General features: G+C 70.8%; 14 protein-coding genes. 5 read left to right on the forward strand and 9 right to left on the reverse strand.

All coding sequences use genetic code 11. From position 1 onward, the window contains the following. Positions 1 to 48 precede the first annotated feature (48 nt). A complete protein-coding gene (locus tag H6G99_RS04725) occupies positions 49 to 708 on the forward strand; it encodes a 2OG-Fe(II) oxygenase (protein WP_190610535.1) in 660 nt (219 codons plus the stop codon). A 16-nt stretch (positions 709 to 724) separates the two neighbouring features. Here the strand turns inward: H6G99_RS04725 and H6G99_RS04730 are convergent, their stop codons facing one another. The 3 genes from H6G99_RS04730 to H6G99_RS04740 all read right to left on the reverse strand — a co-directional run bounded on the left by H6G99_RS04730 (position 725) and on the right by H6G99_RS04740 (position 3,838). Further along, positions 725 to 2,101 (reverse strand): 1-acyl-sn-glycerol-3-phosphate acyltransferase, encoded by a 1,377-nt coding sequence (locus H6G99_RS04730; RefSeq protein WP_190610231.1) that lies wholly within the window; start codon positions 2,099 to 2,101, stop codon positions 725 to 727. Between the two features lie 67 nt (positions 2,102 to 2,168). After that, positions 2,169 to 2,678: a hypothetical protein gene (locus H6G99_RS04735; protein ID WP_190610232.1), complete on the reverse strand. Its 510-nt coding sequence runs from the start codon at positions 2,676 to 2,678 to the stop codon at positions 2,169 to 2,171. Then, entirely contained in the window at positions 2,675 to 3,838 is a 1,164-nt protein-coding gene (locus H6G99_RS04740) for a DUF2157 domain-containing protein (RefSeq protein WP_190610234.1), read from the reverse strand. Before H6G99_RS04740 ends, H6G99_RS04735 begins: the two co-directional genes overlap by 4 nt. 120 nt (positions 3,839 to 3,958) lie before the next feature. Here H6G99_RS04740 and H6G99_RS04745 point away from each other — a divergent pair, with 120 nt between their 5' ends. Both H6G99_RS04745 and H6G99_RS04750 read left to right on the forward strand, forming a co-directional pair. Beyond that, complete coding sequence (locus tag H6G99_RS04745; protein ID WP_190610236.1) at positions 3,959 to 4,999, forward strand: GGDEF domain-containing protein; 1,041 nt, start codon at positions 3,959 to 3,961, stop codon at positions 4,997 to 4,999. 47 nt (positions 5,000 to 5,046) lie between these two features. Then, positions 5,047 to 7,866: a valine--tRNA ligase gene (locus tag H6G99_RS04750; RefSeq protein ID WP_190610238.1), complete on the forward strand. Its 2,820-nt coding sequence runs from the start codon at positions 5,047 to 5,049 to the stop codon at positions 7,864 to 7,866. A gap of 244 nt (positions 7,867 to 8,110) precedes the next feature. Here the strand turns inward: H6G99_RS04750 and H6G99_RS04755 are convergent, their stop codons facing one another. From H6G99_RS04755 to H6G99_RS04765, 3 genes are all read right to left on the reverse strand, one after another. Next, positions 8,111 to 8,407, reverse strand: coding sequence for a DUF2442 domain-containing protein (locus H6G99_RS04755; RefSeq protein WP_190610239.1), 297 nt, complete (start codon positions 8,405 to 8,407; stop codon positions 8,111 to 8,113). 1,104 nt (positions 8,408 to 9,511) lie between these two features. Then, positions 9,512 to 10,369, reverse strand: a complete 858-nt coding sequence (locus H6G99_RS04760) for an NAD(P)-dependent oxidoreductase (protein ID WP_190610241.1) — start codon at positions 10,367 to 10,369, stop codon at positions 9,512 to 9,514. A 27-nt stretch (positions 10,370 to 10,396) separates the two neighbouring features. Next, positions 10,397 to 11,947 (reverse strand): jacalin-like lectin, encoded by a 1,551-nt coding sequence (locus tag H6G99_RS04765; protein ID WP_190610243.1) that lies wholly within the window; start codon positions 11,945 to 11,947, stop codon positions 10,397 to 10,399. 51 nt (positions 11,948 to 11,998) lie between these two features. Between H6G99_RS04765 and H6G99_RS04770 the strand changes: the two genes are divergently transcribed. Beyond that, positions 11,999 to 12,685 carry a TVP38/TMEM64 family protein gene (locus H6G99_RS04770; RefSeq protein ID WP_190610244.1) on the forward strand — a complete coding sequence of 229 codons (687 nt, stop codon included), beginning with the start codon at positions 11,999 to 12,001 and terminating at the stop codon, positions 12,683 to 12,685. Beyond that, positions 12,636 to 13,535 (forward strand): class I SAM-dependent methyltransferase, encoded by a 900-nt coding sequence (locus H6G99_RS04775; protein WP_190610246.1) that lies wholly within the window; start codon positions 12,636 to 12,638, stop codon positions 13,533 to 13,535. The genes H6G99_RS04770 and H6G99_RS04775 overlap by 50 nt, the downstream gene beginning before the upstream one ends. Here the strand turns inward: H6G99_RS04775 and H6G99_RS04780 are convergent. From H6G99_RS04780 to H6G99_RS04790, 3 genes are read right to left on the reverse strand one after another with little or no spacing between them, the layout of a single operon-like run. Then, positions 13,501 to 14,670, reverse strand: a complete 1,170-nt coding sequence (locus H6G99_RS04780; protein WP_094585664.1) for an HlyD family secretion protein — start codon at positions 14,668 to 14,670, stop codon at positions 13,501 to 13,503. The genes H6G99_RS04775 and H6G99_RS04780 overlap by 35 nt on opposite strands. Beyond that, positions 14,670 to 17,612: an ABC transporter transmembrane domain-containing protein gene (locus tag H6G99_RS04785; protein ID WP_190610248.1), complete on the reverse strand. Its 2,943-nt coding sequence runs from the start codon at positions 17,610 to 17,612 to the stop codon at positions 14,670 to 14,672. Before H6G99_RS04785 ends, H6G99_RS04780 begins: the two co-directional genes overlap by 1 nt. Further along, positions 17,609 to 18,403, reverse strand: a complete 795-nt coding sequence (locus tag H6G99_RS04790) for a peptidylprolyl isomerase (protein WP_353617175.1) — start codon at positions 18,401 to 18,403, stop codon at positions 17,609 to 17,611. Before H6G99_RS04790 ends, H6G99_RS04785 begins: the two co-directional genes overlap by 4 nt. Between the last annotated feature and the right edge of the window lie 47 nt (positions 18,404 to 18,450).

Below are 18,450 nucleotides of genomic sequence, written 5' to 3' on the forward strand. Positions count from 1 at the left end.
CGTCGGGCCTGCGTTCTAGGTTCCATGTCCGAGAGGATCTGGGCGCGGATGCGGCTGATCGGCAGCTTCGAGGATCCCGGCTATGTGGCCCTGGCCGATGCGGCGATGGCCTTCTTCGACCGCCGCACCGACCTGCAGCGCCGCGGGGTCGCCTTCTCCTTCGGCGCCGAGGCGGGCGACGGCGATCCCGGTGCGGTGGGGGCGGCGGATCCCGGCAAGATCTCCACCGACATCAGCCTGGTGTGGATCGACCGCTCCGACCCCGAGGCCCAGGGCCTGGCGGACGTGATCATGCGCGGCGTCTCCGCCGGCCTGAAGCGCTACCTGGCCGAGCGGCCCCTGTTCCTCACCTGCTGCCCGGAGCGCTCCCTGTTCGTCAACCCGATCTTCAACCTGCAGCGCTATGCGCCGGGGGAGGGGTTCTTCAGCTGGCACTGCGACTGGAACACCAGCGATGAGGCCACCGAGCCGATCCGCCGCGTGCTGGCCTGGATCCTCTACCTCGACACCGTCCCCGACGCCGGCACCGAATTCCACTGGCAGGACCACCACGAGGAGGCTGTCAAGGGCAAGCTGGCGATCTTCCCCGCCGGCCTCTCCCATGTGCACCGGGGCCGCGTCAGCCAGACCCACAGCAAGACCATCGCCACCGGCTGGATCAATGCCGGCACGCTGGACGCCTACGTGGCGCGGCTCGCCGCCGGCTGAGGCCCCGGTCCTTTGGTCAGTCCAGGCGCGACGGCACGATCAGCCGCTCCAGCCGGAGCTCCAGTTCCTCGGTGAGCGCCTGCACCGCCTGGCGCCGATCCCGGCGGTAGTCGGCGAGGCGGCCATCCACCACGATCGGCCGGTCGATGCTGATCCGCACCCGCCGCCGCCCCAGCCGGGGGCGCTGGTTGGCCGTGTGGCCCTGGATCCGGCACTGGGTGTCCCAGAGGAGCAGCAGGGTGTCGGCGAAGCGCTCCTGGCTCGGCCGCTCCCGCACGTAGCTGCCGCTCACCGCGACGAAGGACTCCACCACGCGCATGTGCCACAGCTGGGCCGCCGTTTCCTCCGCCAGCCGGTCGGCCAGGGCCTGGGCCAGGGGACTGGGGGGCTCGCCGCCGGGGGGCTGGGCCGGGTAGAGCCGGTCCCAGCCGGCCTGCTCCAGACGCCGGCAGCGGTCGGTGAGGCTGCCGCTGGGCCCCATGCCGAAGGACTGCTCCACCCGCCGCAGGGCCAGATCCATCAGCCGCTGCAGCCGGGGCCCGAAGGCGGGCTCCGGCTCTGCGGTGTCCGCGGCGGGCGCGCACGCCTCGGGCAGGGCCAGGTGCACCTTGTCGCGGTAGAAGGCCTCCATCTGCTCGAGCATCCGCTCCCCGAGGCGCACCAGCCGCCCATGCAACCGGGACGGGTCGAGGTCGTGGCCGGGATCGGGGGCCAGGCCGGCCCCTTCCTCCAGGCGGCAGAGCAGCGCCTCGATCGCCCCCCAGACCGGCTCGATGAAGCTGTACTGCAGGCCGATCGGCAGCAGGTCCATCCGCTCGTGGCGACCGGCCTCCGCCAGGTCGGCCGCCGTCCAGAAGGCGAGCTGGGCGGTGCCGGGCTCCAGGGGGCTGAGGCGTTCGTTGTGGCCGTTGGTGGCCCCCTCCGGCGCCAGGGCGAAGGGATGGGGCCCCTCCAGCAGCAGCTTCCGGGCCGTGCGCAGGGCGGGCAGATCGAGCTTGCTGCGCTGGATCGAGGCGCCGCCCAGGTGGGTGAAGATCCACCCCATCGCCGGCCCGGCCCAGAGGGGGATGCCGCGATCGAACAGGAACTGGCCGGTGGGCGCCGGATCAAAGCGCAGGCCCTGCCGCCGGCCTGCTTCGGCCAGCTCCACCCACAGCAGCCGGGCCATGCTCAGGGGATCGTCGAGGCTCGGGTGCCGGAAGGCGATCAGCAGCCGGCTCTCCCCGGCCTGGAAGGAGCGCATCGCCTCCACGAGCGTGGCCATGCCCTCCACCTCCACCGCCGCAATCCGGCAGCGCCAGCGCAGCCAGAGCGGCAGCACCAGCCGGCCGAGCGCCAGCACCCGGCCATCCAGGCGGGGCGGCAGGAATTCCAGGGGCGGGGCGGTGGCCATCGGCGGAGGTTAGGCGGGCTGCCGGGGGCGGGCTGTGTCCAGGTCAGCCCTTGGCCCAGGGCCAGTCTCAGCGCAGTTCGAGGGGGGTGATCGGCCCGTCGCCCCGCCGTACCCCCAGCCGGATCGGCCGGGGCGGACCCTGCGCCGGCAGCGTCACCTCCACCCAGAGCCGCTCGCCGGCCGGACGGCGGGAGGGATCCGCCACCCCGGGCGGGATGAAGTAGGCCACCGAGGGCCCCAGGCGCCAGCCTTCGCCCTGCGGTGTCGCCGCAAGGCTCTTGGAGCGGGGGGTGGCGTCCGTGGCCAGGGTGGCCCGCACCCGGGCGGCCTCGCTGCGCAGCACCAGCCGCTCCCCCGACCAGGCTCTGGACTGGCCGGCCGGCACCTCGGGGGCCGGCACCAGCAGGGCCAGGTTCACGTAGCGCCCCCGGATCGGCAGGTAGGGATCCACCGGCTCGCTCAGGATCCAGCCCCGGGGCCGGGTGGCCCGATCCAGCAGCAGCTGGCCCCCCAGGCTCAGCAGCAGGCCGCCCTGCAGCAGGGCCACCAGCAGGCCGCGCGCCGGCCCGGGGATCATGGGGTCCCCCTGGCGATGGCCCGGGCCACGAGCCGGCGGCGCAGCAGCTCCAGGCCCCAGCCGCCGCCGAGGAACAGCACCCCCAGCCCGATCAGGCTGGCGGAGCGTCCCAGGCTGTCCATCACCTGGGAGACGTAGAAGGCGAGCACGTCGATGGCGATCAGGGCGGCGCCGAAGTTGACCCGCTCGGAGCGGCCCTCCATCACGCCCCAGGCCACCAGCAGCAGGCCGCCGACCGCCCACAACAGATAGGTGAACACGCCGGCGTCCTGGTGGGTGGACCAGGCCAGCGCCACCCCCGGCAGCAGCCAGCCGATCGCCACCGCCAGGGGCCAGGCGCGCCGGCCCCGCAGGCCCACGCCCAGCAGCAGGGGGCCCCCCAGGGCGACGGCCCAGCCGACCAGGGCCAGCGGCAGCGGCAGGGAGGCGCTGGTCGGCCCCCCGTGGCTGAGCAGCTGCCAGAGCAGGCCCGCCGGCAGCAGGCCCAGGCCGCCGAGCCAGAGCAGCACCCGCCGCGGCGGGGAGGCGGGGCCCGCCCCCGCCGGCGCCGCCAGATAACAGAGGTTGAGCAGCACCAGACCCGCCGCCGGGGCCAGCACGGCCGTCGGATCCCCGGATCCCTGCTGGAGTGCCTCGGTGGCGGTGTCGACGGCCCTCTGCCATTCGCTGAGCAGCCAGGCCGGCCCCAGCAGGGCCAGCAGCGCCAGCTGGGGCCACTGGCGCAGCAGGGCCCAGCCCAGGCCCGCGCCGATGGCCCAGAGCAGCAGCCCCAGGGGCCATTGGGCCTCGAGGTGGAACAGCTGGCCCGCCAGGAACAGGCCCGCCCCCAGGGTCACCGTGCCCACGCCGTGCAGGCTCACGGCCAGGGGCGGGAAGCGGCTCTCCACGGCGGCGGCGCCCCCGTGCAGGCCCACCACCAGCGCCAGCAGCAGGCCGAAGCGCTGGCCGGGTCCGAGGGCCGCCCAGTGGGTGGAGACGAACAGCAGCAGCCCGGCGGCCACCAGCACGCCCCCGAGAGCGACCGCCACCAGCACCGGCACCCGCAGCCGTGGGCGGCCCGGCTGGGCCCGTTCCCAGGCCCGGATCGCCTCGGCGCCGGCGGTGTCGATCAGGCCCGCCTGCCGCCAGCGCTCCAGCCGTGATTCCCAGCCGTCAGCCATGGGCTGAGGCTACGGGGATTGGGTGGCTCAGTCGTCGCGCTCCGCGTGAATGTTTTGCGCCGGGGCGAAGCCGTGGGGTGGGGCGATGTGGATGATGAAGAGATCCTCTGATCGGTCCCGTTGTCGGCCAGCGGAGCGCCACGGCCCCATCTGGACAGCCCTGCTCAGGGGCGGATCGGGGCCGCCGAGCGGCAGCGGCGCCTGATCGAGGAGCGCCATCGGCTGCTGGCCGAGAACGCCAGGGATGTGATCTGGACCATGGCGCCCGATGGCTCGATCACCTCGGTCAGCCAGGCGGTGGAGAGCCTCCGGGGCCTGACGCCGGAGGAGGCGATGGTCCAGCCGATCGAGCAGATCCATCCCCCCGACTCCTTGGCGATCTCCCTGGGTTACTTCACCCAGCTGGTCGAGGACCTGCAGGCCGGCCGAGCGCCCCAGTCCTTCCGCGGCGAGCTGGAGTACTACTGCCGCGACGGCTCCACCGTCTGGATGGACGTGATCGCCCTGCCGGTGCTGGACGAGCAGGGGGCCTTCCTGGAGCTGCTGGGGGTCAGCCGTGACATCACGGAGCGCAAGCGCACGGCGCTCGAACTGCAGCAGGCCCGGGCAGAGGCCGAGGCGGCCAACCAGGCCTTGCTGGCCGCCAACCGGAAGCTGGTGTTGCTGGCCACCACCGATGGCCTCACCGGGCTCTGGAACCGGCGGGAACTGGATGAGCGGGTGCGCCGGGAGATCGATCGTGCCGATCGCTACGGCGCTGACCTGTCCCTGGTGCTCTTCGACATCGATCACTTCAAGGACGTCAACGACCGCTTCGGCCACCTGGCCGGCGACCAAGTGCTGGTGGAGCTGGGGCGACGGGTGGAAGCCCAGCTGCGGAGCTGCGACGGCGTCGGCCGCTGGGGCGGCGAGGAGTTCCTGGTGCTGATGTCCAACAGCCGTGCCGAGGAGGAGGCCCGTCAGATGGCGGAGCGGCTGCGGCAACGGGTGGAGGCGGAGCCCTTCGCGGTCGTGGGACGGGTGACGATCAGCTCCGGGGTGGTGCAGCGACGGCCCTGGGAGTCGGCCGAAGCCTGGTTCCATCGGCTCGATCAGGTGCTGTATCGGGCCAAGGAACGGGGGCGCAACCGGGTGGAGCTGGAGCCGGAGTCGGCGCGCTGAGCGCCAGCCCGCTTTGAGACCATGGGCGCACTGCCCGCGCCCAGCCCGTGACCGAGTCTTCCCTGCCCAAGACCTACGACCCGGCCGCCACCGAGGCGCGCTGGCAGGCGGCCTGGGAGCAGGCCGGAGCTTTCCACCCCGACCCCACGGCGCCCGGGGAACCGTTCAGCATCGTCATCCCGCCGCCGAACGTGACCGGCAGCCTGCACATGGGCCACGGCTTCGAGACGGCCCTGATCGACACGATCGTGCGCTTCCAGCGCCTGCAGGGCAAGAACGTGCTGTGCCTGCCCGGCACCGACCACGCCTCGATCGCCGTGCAGACGCTGCTGGAGAAGCAGATCAAGGCCGAAGGCGGCAGCAAGGACGACCTGGGCCGCGACGCCTTCCTGGAGCGGGCCTGGGCCTGGAAGGGGGAGAGCGGCGGCACGATCGTGGGCCAGCTGCGCCGGCTGGGCTACTCGGTCGACTGGCGCCGGGAGCGCTTCACCCTGGATCCCGGCCTGAGCGCGGCGGTGGTGGAGGCCTTCGTGCGCCTGCACGAGCAGGGGCTCATCTACCGCGGCGAATACCTCGTCAACTGGTGCCCGGCCTCGGGATCGGCGGTGAGCGATCTGGAGGTGGAGATGAAGGAGCTTGACGGCCACCTCTGGCACTTCCGCTATCCCCTCAGTCGCGGCCCCGCCGCCGATGGCACCGACCATCTGGTGGTGGCCACCACCCGCCCCGAAACCCTGCTGGGCGACACCGGCGTGGCGGTGCACCCCACCGACCCGCGCTACGCCGCCCTGGTGGGGCAGACGATCACCCTGCCCCTGGTGGGACGGCAGATCCCGATCGTGGCGGATGAGCACGTGGACCCGGCCTTCGGAACGGGTTGCGTCAAGGTGACCCCCGCCCACGACCCCAACGACTTCGCCATCGGCAGCCGCCACGGCCTGCCCCTGATCACGGTGATGGCCAAGGACGGCAGCATGAACGCGGCGGCCGGCCGCTTCGCCGGCCTGGACCGCTTCGAGGCCCGCAAGGCGGTGGTGGCGGCGATGGAGGCGGAGGGGTTCCTGGTGAAGGTGGAGCCCCACCGCCACAGCGTGCCCTTTTCGGATCGCGGCAAGGTGCCGGTGGAGCCGCTGCTCTCCACCCAGTGGTTCGCACGTGCCGAACCGCTGGCGGCCCGCTGCCGCGAGGCCCTCGACGGCGGCGCGCCCCGCTTCGTGCCCGAGCGCTGGGAGAAGGTTTACCGCGACTGGCTCACCGACATCCGCGACTGGTGCATCAGCCGTCAGCTCTGGTGGGGCCACCGCATCCCCGCCTGGTTCGTGGTCAGCGAGACCGGCGGCGTGATCACCGAGGCCACGCCCTACGTGGTGGCCCGTGATGCCGCGGAGGCCGTCGCCAAGGCGGAAGCGGCCCACGGCGAGGCTTCCCGGGCCGCCGGCCGGGAGCTGCAGCTGGAGCAGGACCCGGACGTGCTCGACACCTGGTTCTCCAGCGGCCTGTGGCCCTTCTCCACCCTGGGCTGGCCCGAGGGCGAGGCCGCCGACCTGGCCCGCTGGTACCCCACCAGCGTGCTGGTGACGGGCTTCGACATCATTTTTTTCTGGGTGGCCCGCATGACGATGCTGGCCGGCGCCATGCAGCCCCTTGGCGCCGGCAAGGCCTGGATGCCCTTCGCCGACGTGATGATCCACGGCCTGGTGCGGGACGAGAACAACCGCAAGATGAGCAAGAGCGCCGGCAACGGCATCGATCCGCTGCCGCTGATCGAGCGCTATGGCGCCGATGCCCTGCGCTTCGCCCTGGTGCGCGAGGTGGCCGGCGCCGGCCAGGACATCCGCCTCGACTACGACCGCAACGACGGCAGCTCCGCCACGGTGGAGGCGGCGCGCAACTTCGCCAACAAGCTCTGGAACGCCACCCGCTTCGCCCTGATGAACCTGGGCGGTGAGACGCCCGCCAGCCTGGGGGCCCCGGACCCGGCGCACCTGCAGCTCGCCGACCGCTGGATCCTGTCGCGGCTGGAGCGTGTGAAGCGCGAGACGGCCGAGCGCTACGCCAGCTACGGCCTGGGGGAAGCCGCCAAGGGGCTCTACGAGTTCGCCTGGAACGAGGTCTGCGACTGGACGATCGAGCTGCTGAAGCGGCGCCTCAACCCGCGCCCCGCCGCCGAAGGGGAGCCCCTCACCGCCGAGGTGCTGGCCGACCAGCGCGTGGCCCGGCAGGTGCTGGCCAAGGTGCTGGCGGAGCTGCTGGTGCTGCTGCATCCCCTGATGCCCCACCTGAGCGAGGAGCTCTGGCACGGGCTCACCGGCGCCCCCGAAGGCACCTTCCTGGCCCTGCAGCCCTGGCCGGCGGTGGAGCCGGCCGCCCTCGATGAAGGTCTTGAGGCGTCGTTCGCCGAGCTGATCGAGGCGATCCGGGTGGTGCGCAACCTGCGGGCCGTGGCGGGCCTCAAGCCCAACCAGGGTGCGCCGGTGCTGTTCATCACCGGCCGCGAGGAGCTGGCGGCGGTGCTGCGGGAGGGCAGCGACGACATCACCACCCTCACCAAGGCGGAGAGCGTGACCGTGCTGGATCCGGCGACGGCAGCCGAGCGGCCGGCGGCACGGGCCCTGGCGGCGGTGAGCGGCGAGCTGCAGGTGCTGCTGCCCCTGGAGGGCCTGGTCGACCTCGACGCCCTGCGGGCGCGCCTGGAGAAGGACATCGCCAAGGCCACCAAGGAGATCAGCGGCCTGGCCGGCCGCCTCGCCAACCCCAACTTCGCCGGCAAGGCGCCACCCGAGGTGGTGGCCGAGTGCAAGGCCAACCTGGCCGAAGCCGAGGCCCAGGCGGCCCTGGCGCGGCAGCGGCTGGCGGATCTGGGCTGAGGGGGGGGTGTCTTCGGAGGCGATCGACTGCGGCGCCTCGGCATCGGCCATCCGATGCGGCCTTGATGGGGCTGGGTCTGCTGTTGGCAATGGATCGCTTCCGGCGCCGTGGGCACTGGGCAAGCAGGCATCACTGCTCAGGCAACGTCCCCATCGGGCCCAGCCAGGAAACCGCTGACTGGGAGCGGCCAACGTTTGCCATCTCCTGGCCGCAGTGAGTATGCCTTACTGATACTCCATAACATCAACGACTTTGAGGGGGTGGTTCAGGTGAAGAGCTTGGTTTGAAAGTGCTCTTCGCCCTGAGAGGAAACATTTCAGGATGGCGTATCGACTCAACGGACAAGTCAACGTCTAGGTCAGGCCAATAGAGATGGTCGGGTGAGGGACGTAGGACGTTGATAACCTGCTGAATTGTGGCTAGCTTGAACCAAGGAAACTCGGAATACGGAAGCGCTAGCTCTTCGTCATCGATAAGCATCCAAATGCAATGGCTGGAAACGTTGGTGACCTCAGCTTCCAAAGTGGTTGTTCCAGGCATTGATAATCTCCTGCTGGCGTGACTCGACTAATCGTTCAGCATCTTTGATCTTTGAGGAGCTTAGCCTAACGCAGAGCTAAGCGGCCGTGCGGTAGCGCGGTCCGAGTGAGCAACGCGAACGGCTTCAGCGAGAGGTTATCTCGCGGCTTCATCAGCTATGGCTCACACTGACTCAAGCCAGTTGCGAAGTAGAGTGTCCACGAGTTTCTGCGCCTCGTTTATTGTCATTGGATTTGGCGGCGGATCGCTCTCTTCCTTGCCATGCCGTGCGTCATCCCCAACGGCAGAGACGCTGTTCGCCGTGTGCTTAAAGCGCCTGATATCAGTGCGGGTTGCCCAATCCTTCGAAATTATCGTTTTCTGACTTATCGCTGCTTCGATCACTTCAAACAATCGATATAGGTCAACCCAAGTTAGCGCGCCAGCGTCACGAAGTCGAAGAGCCCGCTGAAGTTGAGGCTCACTAGCGGCAGCGGGTAGATGCCTTCGTACAGGGTCCCCCGGCCGCGATACCTTGCCCCCTGCGATGACTGTTGGCGGGTACACACGCATGCGAAAATGGGCAGTTGGAATGAATACCGTCACGCCTCGCTTCCCATCTGCATCAACGGCGTACACCACGCCCGAGAGCGTGATAGGGCGAAGGCTTTGCAGGTACAGGCGAGCAAGCCCCGACATCCTTTGAACAAGCTCTCGAGCATGCTCCAACGCATCTTCTGCACCTTCTTCCGCTGAGCCCCGAGAGAACCGCATCCAAAAGCGACCGTCACGCTCGAATATCTTCTCAGCAGAGTCTGCAAAAGCGTCACGCAACATCCCCAGGTCAGCCGCTTCGCCCTCGAGCCCGAACTCCCAATGTCCACTCATCGTTCTACGAGATAACGCTTATTGGATGGTTTCCGAGAACCAAGGCCAAAGTGCACCTCCCTTCCGTGAACCACCCTGAGTCTTCAAGTGGGTGTCGGCTGATCATCAAGGCAGCGCAACCTGTTTCAAATCATGTTGTCCTCCATGAACAGGTGGTTCTCGGACCCGTAAACCACCTGTTCATTCTGATGCACGCGTCCGGTTCGGGTGCCACTGCCACGCTGAACCATCACTGCGCTACATTCCCGCCGTGAGCCGGTGCAGGGAGCTGTAATCCAGCGCATCCAGCCCTGCAGCCGTCGCCCGCTCCAGCAGCGTCGCCAGCCCATCAAGTCCCTCCGTCTCCAGTCCCAGTCCGCGCGCCGTCTGCAGGAACAGCAGCAGGTCCTTGCGCAGGTGGGCGGTGGGGAAGTTGGGGTTGGCGTAATCGTCGGCCAGTTCCTTCGCCAGCTTCTTGTCGAAGGTGGGGGCGTACAGGGCGCTGGCGCGCAGGATCGCCATGAACGCCTCCACGTCCACCCCGGCCCGCTGCACCAGATGCAGGCTGAGGCTGAAGCTGTGGGTGAGGCTGGCGATCAGCTGGTTGAGGGCCAGCTTGGTGGTCAGCGCCGCCCCCACCGGGCCCAGCAGGCGGGGCTCACCGCCCAGCGCCGCCAGCACCGGCCGGGCCCGCTCCAGGGCCGCCGCCTCACCGCCCACCATCAGCTGCAGGTTGCCGGCCAGGGCCTCCGGCCGGCTGCCCAGCACCGGCACCTCCAGCAGCTCCGCGCCCCGCTCCGCCAGCGCGGCGGCCAGCTCCCGGCTTTCCTCCGGCGCGATCGTGGCCACCTGCAGCACCAGCCGGCCTGCCAGGGCCGCGCCGGCCTGCTCCAGCAGCACGGTCCGCGTGGTGGGGCCGTCGCTCAGCACCGTGATCACCACCTCCGCTCCGGCCACCGCCTCGGCTGGGGTGGCCGCGACCCGCGCACCCAGGGCCTGCAGCGGCGCGCAGCGCTCCCGGTGGCGGTTCCACACCGTCAGCGGCTGGCCGCCCTGCAGCAGCCGCTCGCCGATCGCCGCCCCCAGCAGGCCGGTGCCCAGCAGGCTGATCTCCATCGGTGCGGCCCTGCGGCGGCCGCCAACCTACCGGTGCTCTGGCTCGTCGGCTTCCTCCTCCAGTGGCTGCCAGATCAGGGGCCCGAAGCGGGCCACCACGGCCCGCAGGCCATCGAGTTCGCGGCCGCTGCGGCCGCTGAAGCCCAGCACCACACAGTCTTCGGGCACCGTCCAGTCCACCGAGCGGTCGCCGGCATCGCCGCCGCCGCCGATGCGCTGGCCGTCGCTGCTGCTCAGGAACAGCCGGTCGACGCGGCTGCCGCTGAGGCCCTCGATGCGGCGGATCGTGACGCCCTCCGGCAGCTCCAGGACGCCCCGGTCGCCGCCGCCGCCGCCGCCATGGACCTCCGGCTCGGGGGTCTCGTCCTCGCCGGCATAGCCCAGCCGGATCTGGTCCACCCGGGAGCCGGTGCGCAGCCCCACCTCCACCAGCCGCTGCCGCCGGCGGATCGCGTCGGCCCGCCCGGGGAAGGCGAAGGGGGCGCCGCCGTTGCCCCCCATGGGCAGCTCCTCGGCAAGGGTCACGTTCAGTTCCGGGCTGCCCGCCGCCAGGGACGGCAGCGCCGGGGCCTCCAGGGGGGTGGCGGCGGCGTCCCAGTAGGCGGCCCGGCAGGCGTCGATGGCCCGGCGATCGGCGGCGGCGGCGGCGCGCCGGACGGCCAGGGTCGGGTCCGGCGCCACGCCGTAGAGGCGGTACGTTTCCGCCACCCAGTCCATCTGGCGGATCAGTCCCACCACCTGCTCGCGACGCTCCAGCAGGCCGTCGCCCGCGTCTCCGCCGCTGAACAGCCGCCGGTTGGCGGCCACTGGCTCGAAGGCGGCGCCGATGGCCGGCACTGTCTCGTAGCCCCGCGTCCGCACCCTGATCAGCGCCGGCTGATCCAGCGGCAACCGGGCGAAGTCGTGGGCGAAGGGGATCAGGGAGGCGGCGTCCGCCGGCGGCTGGGCCCTGGTGCCGCTCACCTGCATCCGGAAGCCGACGTTCACCGCGGCGCTGCGGGCGACCGTCGTCACGGTCTCCACCAGAGCGGGGTTCAGGGTCAGGCCGCCCAGGCCCACTGCAGCGCCGATCTGCCGCTCCACCAAGCGGGCCTGCTCCCGCGACTGGGCGTAGAAGGTGAACACCCCATGGCACTCCCCGCCCACCTCCGCCGCCGCCACGAAGCCATCCCCGTGCAGGCCAACGAAGGCCTCGAGCTCGGCGGCGCCGGCCGGCACCGCCACCCCCTCCAGCAGCCGGGTCTGGCCCACCTCCACCGCGGCGCTCACCTGCCGCGCCCACACCACCAGCGAGAGGCTGAAGGCGGTGGTCTTCAGGGTGTCGCGGAACGACCGCTTGGCCTGCAGCAGGCTCAGGGGACCCAGGCCGACCCCCAGGGAGGTGCCGTTGTGCAGCGAATGCACCAGCTCCTCGCTGCTGCGGCAGAGCTGCCAGCCCACCGTGCTGCCGCCCCCCGCCGCCAGCACCGTGCCACCCACGGCCGCCTCGAGGGGTTCGCCGGGGTCGGCGACGCTGTGGCGCCCCCGGAACAGGGCCCCCCGGGCGACCTGCAGCGCCAGCTCCGACGGGTCAGCCATGGCGATACGGGCAGAGAACCCAAGCCTAGGCAGGCTCGATACGGTGGCCCCATGGACCCGCTCTGGCTGTCGGATCACCTGCTGAGCTGGCTGCGTTCGCCGCTGGGGGCGCTGGCCTTCGTGCCCCTCTATGCCCTGTGGGTCACCCTGCTGCTGCCGGGGGTCTGGGCCTCGATGCTGGCCGGGGTGCTCTATGGCCCGGTGGCGGGCAGCGCGCTGGTGTTCGCCGGGGCCTGCCTGGGGGCCCAGGCGGTGTTCCTGCTGGGGCGCGGCCGCTGGCGGGGCTGGGCCCGCCGCCGCCTGGCCGGTGCGCCGCGGCTGCAGGCGGTGGAGCAGGCGGTGTGCCGCCAGGGCCTGGTGCTGGTGCTGCTCACCCGCCTGTCGCCGGCCTTCCCCTTCAGCCTGCTCAACCTGGCCTACGGCCTCAGCGAGGTGAGCCTGCGCGACTACTCGATCGGCCTGATCGGCATCCTCCCGGGCACCGTGCTGTTCTGTGCCCTGGGGGCGGCGGCCGGCGATCCGCGGCGCTTTTCGGCCCTGCTGGCCGGCCCGGCCGATGGCGTCACCTGGGCCCTGCGGCTGCTGGGGGTGGCGGCCACCCTGGCGGTGGTGCTGCTGGTGGGCCGCCAGGTGCGCCTGGCCCTGGAGGAACGCGGGGTAGCCTCCCACGTTGCGATGCAGGCCAGCGATGGTGACGGCCGAGACTCCCCCCCACCCCAGCGCCGGCGCCTGCCCTAACTGCGGCGGCGATCGCCTCACCCCGGTGCGACAGGTGCGGGTCAGCAAGGCCCATGTCGCGGCTGAGCTCGCCCACTGCACCAGCTGCGACTTCCTGTTCCTGGCCGATCCCACCTGGCTGGACGTGGCCTACGAGGAGTCCTTCTACGGCGACACCGGCTACGTCGACCGCAACCTGCATGCCTCGCGGCTGCTGCGGCTGCTGCTGGTGATCGGCCGGCTGGGCCGCTTCGGCGCCAGCGAGCCGGGCTGCGACCTGGGCACGGGCCTGGGCATGTTGCCGCGGCTGCTGCGCGACCACGGTTTCGATTTCCACGGCACCGACGCCTATGCGGCCATGGAACTCATCCGTCCTTTCTGCGGCCCGCCCGGCGATGGGCCGATCGGCTGCAAGACCGCCTTCGAGGTGATCGAGCATGTGCCCTGCACCCCCGACTTCCTGCGCCAGGAGGTGGGGGCCACGCCCCTGTTCGTCTTCTCCACCCTGATGCGCCGGGAGGGCGAGATCCCCGGGCCGGACTGGTGGTACTACGCCTTCGGCAACGGCCAGCACATCAGCTTCCACAGCCGCCGCAGCTTCGAGGTGGCCATGGAGCAGGCGGGGATGGATCCGTCCTGGCTGGTCTGCATCGACGGCCCCGTGCATGCACGGGCCCTGCATCTGATCGCCCCTTCGGCCCGCTGGCGGCGGGCCTTCCGGGTGGCCGGCGCTCTGGTGAACCGGGGCCTCGACGGGCTGCTGCTGCCCTGGCTGGAGCCCCTGGTGGGGCTGCGCACCCGCATCATCCCCGACCACACCATCGCCATGGAGCGGCTCAGATCTGCCGCAGAGCGTCAGCCTTGTCCTTGAAGTCGCTGAGCAGCAGCTGCAGGTAGGTGACCTTGCGCAGCTTGACGTTGGCGGTGAGGGACATGCCCACCTGCAGCGGCAGCACCTTGCCGCTCTTGAGCTTCAGCTGCTGGGAGTTGAGCCGGATGTCCACCGGAAAGCGGTAGAAGTTGTCGATCTGATCCGGGGGCAGGGCATCGGAGCCGATGCGCCTCACCGTGCCCTGCAGCACGCCGAAATCGGTGGCGGGGAAGGAGTCGATGCTGATGTCGGCGGCCTTGCCCACCGAAACGAAACCGATCTCCCGGCTGGGCACCTCCACCCGCGCCTCCAGCTTGTCGAAGGGCACCACCTTCATCACCGGTTCGCTGGTCTGGGCGACGAAGCCGCGGGAGCGGGACTTGAGCTCGAACACCACCCCCGACTCGGGGGCCCGGATCTCCTGGTACCGGATGTTGACGTTGAGCTCGGTCAGCTTGCTGCGCAGATCGGCCAGTTCGCTCTGGATCTCGCGGACGCCCTGCTGCAGGATCGCCTGCTGGCGCAGCCGGTCGACCTGGGTTTCCTCCAGCTTGCCCTGCACCTCCTGCACCTTGTTGCGCTGGGAGAGGTACTGGAGTTCGGCGGTGGCGCCCTCCTTGTTGAGGGTCTCGAGCCGCCCGAGCACGTCCTTCTCCAGGGTCAGGCTCTGGCGCAGCACCCGCTGCTCGGTGTCGTTGAACTGCAGGTAGCGGTCGAGCTCCACCTGCTTGAGCCGCAGCTGCTGCTGCTTGTACCGGATCGTCTGCAGCAGGCTGCGCTGGCGGTCGCGGGTGGCCTCGGTGTCGAGGCGCAGCAGCACCTGGCCCTTCTCCACCCGCTCGCCCTCCTTCACCAACACCTCGTCCACCACGCCGCCGACCGGCATCTGGATGTCCTTCACGGCGCCGATGGGTTCGAGCTTGCCCGGGGCGGTGACGATCTCCTCGGTCTGGGCGAAGGCCAGCCAGCCGAGGCCGAACAGGGTGACCCCCATCAGGGTCCAGGTGATCGAGCGGGCCCAGAAGCGGGACTGCTGCAGCACCACATCGTCGCTGTCGGTGTGGATGCTGCGCTCGAGGCCGTTCTGGGCCCGCCGCAGCAGGCCGGCCGGAGTGGGCAGGGGAGGACGTGCCATCAGCCCGCCTCCTGCTGGCGATACAGCGCGAAATAGCGGCCCTTCAGGGCCATCAGTTCGTCATGGGTGCCGGTCTCGACGATGGCGCCCTGGTGCATCATCACGATCAGGTCGGCGCGGCGGATGGTGGAGAGGCGGTGGGTGATGAAGAACACGGTGCTCTGGCTCATCGCTTCGCGCAGGTTGTCGCACACCTGGCGTTCGGTGTCGTAGTCGAGGGCGCTGGTGGCCTCGTCCATCACCAGCAGCTGGGGCTGGCTCAAAAGGGTGCGGGCGATGGCGATGCGCTGGCGCTGGCCGCCGGAGAGGGAGGCGCCCCGTTCCCCCAGGGGGGTGCTGTAGCCGGCGGAGAGCTCCATGATGAAGTCGTGGGCGCCGGCGATGCGGGCGGCCTGCACGATGGCGTCGCTGGGGGCCTCCGGGTTGGTGAGGGCGATGTTCTCGCTGATGGTGCCGGAGAAGAGCAGGGGGTCCTGGGGCACGATGCCCACCTGGCGGCGCAGGGAGTAGAGCTCCACCTTGTCGATGTCGTAGCCGTCCACGAGGATGCGGCCCTTGGTGGGGGCATAGAGGCGGGGGAGCAGTTTCATCAGCGTGCTCTTGCCGCTGCCGCTCTGGCCCACGACCCCGGTGAAGGTGCCGGGGGGCACATGCAGGCTGACGTTGCTGAGCACCTCCGGCCCGCCGGGGTTGAAGCGGAAGCTGAGGTTCTCGAACACCACGTCGCCCTTCACCGGCGGCAGGGGAATGTGGCCGCGGTCGGCTTCGCTCGACTCCTCCGGGGTGTCGACCACGTCGGCGAGGCGCTCGAACGAGACCCGCAGCTCCTGGATGTTCTGCCAGATCGAGGAGAGCCGCAGCAGGGGCTGGGTGACGTAGCCGCTGATGATCCGGAAGGCGATCAGCTGACCCAGGGTGAGCTCCCCCTTGAGCACCAGGGTGGCCCCCACCCAGAGCACCAGCAGCTGGGAGAGCTTCTGGAGCACCGAGCTGGTCTCGTTGAGGAAGGTGCCGGTGATCGTCTTCTCGAAGGTGCGGGAGATGTATTTGGCGTACATCTCCTGCCATTTCCAGCGGCTCACCATCTCCACGTTCTGGGCCTTCACCGTCTGGATGCCGGTGAGCACCTCCACCAGGTGGCTCTGGGTGCGGGCGTTCTCCTCGGCCGCCTGGCGGTACTGGCGCCGGAACAGGGGCGCCCCCAGCAGGGTGAGCCCCACCTGGATGGGCAGCACCGCCAGGGCGATCAGGGTCAGCAGCCAGCTGTAGATCGCCATCACGATGATGTAGATCACCGAGAAGGCGGCATCCAGCAGCGTGATCAGGGCCTGGCCCGTGAGGAAGTTGCGGATCTTCTCCAGCTCGGCGATCCGGGTGCCGAGCTCGCCGACGGGGCGCTTGTCGAAGTAGCCGAGCGGCAGCCGCAGCAGGTGGTCGATCACCTCGGCGCCGAGGCGCAGGTCGATGCGGTTGGTGGTGTCGGTGAACAGGAAGGTGCGCAGCGAGCCGATCACCCCCTCCATCAGGGTGACCACCACCAGGGCCATGCCCAGGATCTGCAGCGTGTCGAGGCTGCGCTGGGAGATCACCTTGTCGATGATCACCTGGATCAGCAGGGGGTTGGCCAGGCTGAACAGCTGGACCACGAAGGAGGCCAGCAGCACCTGGAGCAACATGCCCCGGTAGCGCTTCAGGGCCGGCCAGAACCAGCCCGGACCGAAGGTCTGCTCCGGGGTGTCGATGCTGCGCTCCAGCAGCAGCAGCTCCAGCCCCTCCGGGTACTGCTCGGCGATCTGGGCGGGGCTGAGGTGAACCCAGCCCTCCGCCGGCGAGGCCAGCCGCAGGCCGGCGGCGTTGCTGGCGGTGGCGACGGCGAAGCCCTCCTTCCACGGCACCAGGCAGGGGGTGATCAGCCGGGTGGCGGAGGCCGCCGGCACCTTGGCACCGGTGACCAGCAGGCCGAGCATGGCGGCGATCTGGCCGCAGAGCTGCAGATCCGGCGGCTGGCCGCGGCGCATCTTGTCGCGCAGGATCTTGTCCACCGCGTCGCGGCGGTAGGGCAGCTCCAGAAGCTTGCCGAGCATCTGGAAGCAGGCCAGGGTCTCCTCCAGCGGACCGTTGCCCCGCACCAGGGTGAGGTGGCGGTCGGCCCGCTCCTGGCCCAGATCGAGGCTGCTGGGCTGGGCCAGCCCGCCGGCTTCGGCCTCGATCGGTTCGCCCGGGCCGCCGGCTTCGGCGCCGATCGGTTTCGGCGCCGGGTCCTCTGCGGGGGCGGGGGCGAGGGCCACCAGGCGCAGCGGCAGCGGCGGGCGGGCCTGGGGCAGGGGCACCGCCGGGTCGAGCACCGAGCCGATCGCCAGGTCGGGAACGTTGGCGCTGGCCAGCAGCAGTTCCTCGCCGTCCAGCAGGGTGACGGCCCCATCGTCTGGCGACACCGCCCGTGCCCGATGGCGCAGGCGTTCGAGCTTCTCCCGCCACAGGGCCGGATCGAAGCGGCCTGCGGCGGCCCCCTCCCGCTGCAGCAGCAGCTGGTGCAGCTCCGCCGTCCACAGGTGGCGGCCACACCACTGGCGCAGGCCGTCCTCGGCCAGCAGCAGCTCGAGCATCACCGCGTCGGGGATCGCTGTCGCCAGCAGGTCGGAGGCGGCGCTCACCGGTTCGATCCCCTCGGCCCGCAGCAGCGAGGCCAGCCCCACGACGGCGCCGGGTCCGAGGCGCTCGATGGTGAAGGGCCGACCGTCCCGTTCCGCCAGCAGGCGTGCATCCCCCTCAAGGAGCACCAGCACCCGGTCGCCGATGTTGCCGGCGCTGCTGAGGTCCTCGCCGACGCGGAAGCGACACGGGCGGGCCTCCGCCAGCAGGCGCTCATGGCCGGCGGCGGAAAGGCCGTCGAAGGGCGGCAGGGTGAGCCAGTCGGTGCGCCCCGGGACGGTGGAGGTCATCGTCCCTGCCCCGGACGCAGCCGCAGGGCCACCTCCTGATCCACCCATTCCTCGAACAGCTCCCGGGCCATCCGTTTCTGCATGGCGTCGTCGAAGCTGGCCGAGCGGAGCGTTTCCAGCCGCACCACCAGCCACCAGCGATCGATGCGCAGGGGCGGGTGCAGCTGGCCCGGGCGGCTGGTGCGCAGGAGTTCGGCCAGGGAGGGATGGGCCTGCAGCAGCGGCACCGGACCCACCACCCCCCGGGTGGAGCGCTCGGGCCCCTTGGCGTAGGTGGCCGCCAGCTCGGCGAAATCGGCTTCCCCCTCGGCGATGCGCAGGTAGAGCTCCCGGGCCAGGGCACCGTCCTCCACCCGCAGCAGGCTGTAGATCACCTGGTCCAGCTGGTTCTTGCGGGCCAGGTAACGCTGCTCGGCCCGGTGCAGGAAATGCTCCTGGCAGTGACGATCGATCCTGGCCGGCAGCTCGGCCTGCCAGAGCACGTCGGCCTCCGACAGCTCATGGCGCTGCAGGTGGGCCCGGAGGTCGTCGGCGGAGCGGAGGCCGTGGCTGGCCCCCCACTCCTGCTGGGCCTTCTGGCGCTCCTCCTCCGCCAGGGTCACCGCGGCCACGGCCGTGGCGATCACCGACTGGCGCAGCAGGGGAACCAGCAGCTGATGGCGGGCCAGGTGGCGCCGCAGCTCCCCGGGGATCTCCGGCAGCGGCTCCAACTGCACCACCACCGGTGGCCCGGAGGGACGCGCGGGCGGATCGAGGCTGATGTCGTGATCCAAGGAAAGGGCGACGGCCACGGGATCGGCTAACACCCGGGCATTCTGGGGCTGAACCGGCGATTCCC

The sequence above is a fragment of the Synechococcus sp. FACHB-909 genome (assembly GCF_014698945.1).
GTDB lineage: Bacteria > Cyanobacteriota > Cyanobacteriia > PCC-6307 > Cyanobiaceae > Cyanobium.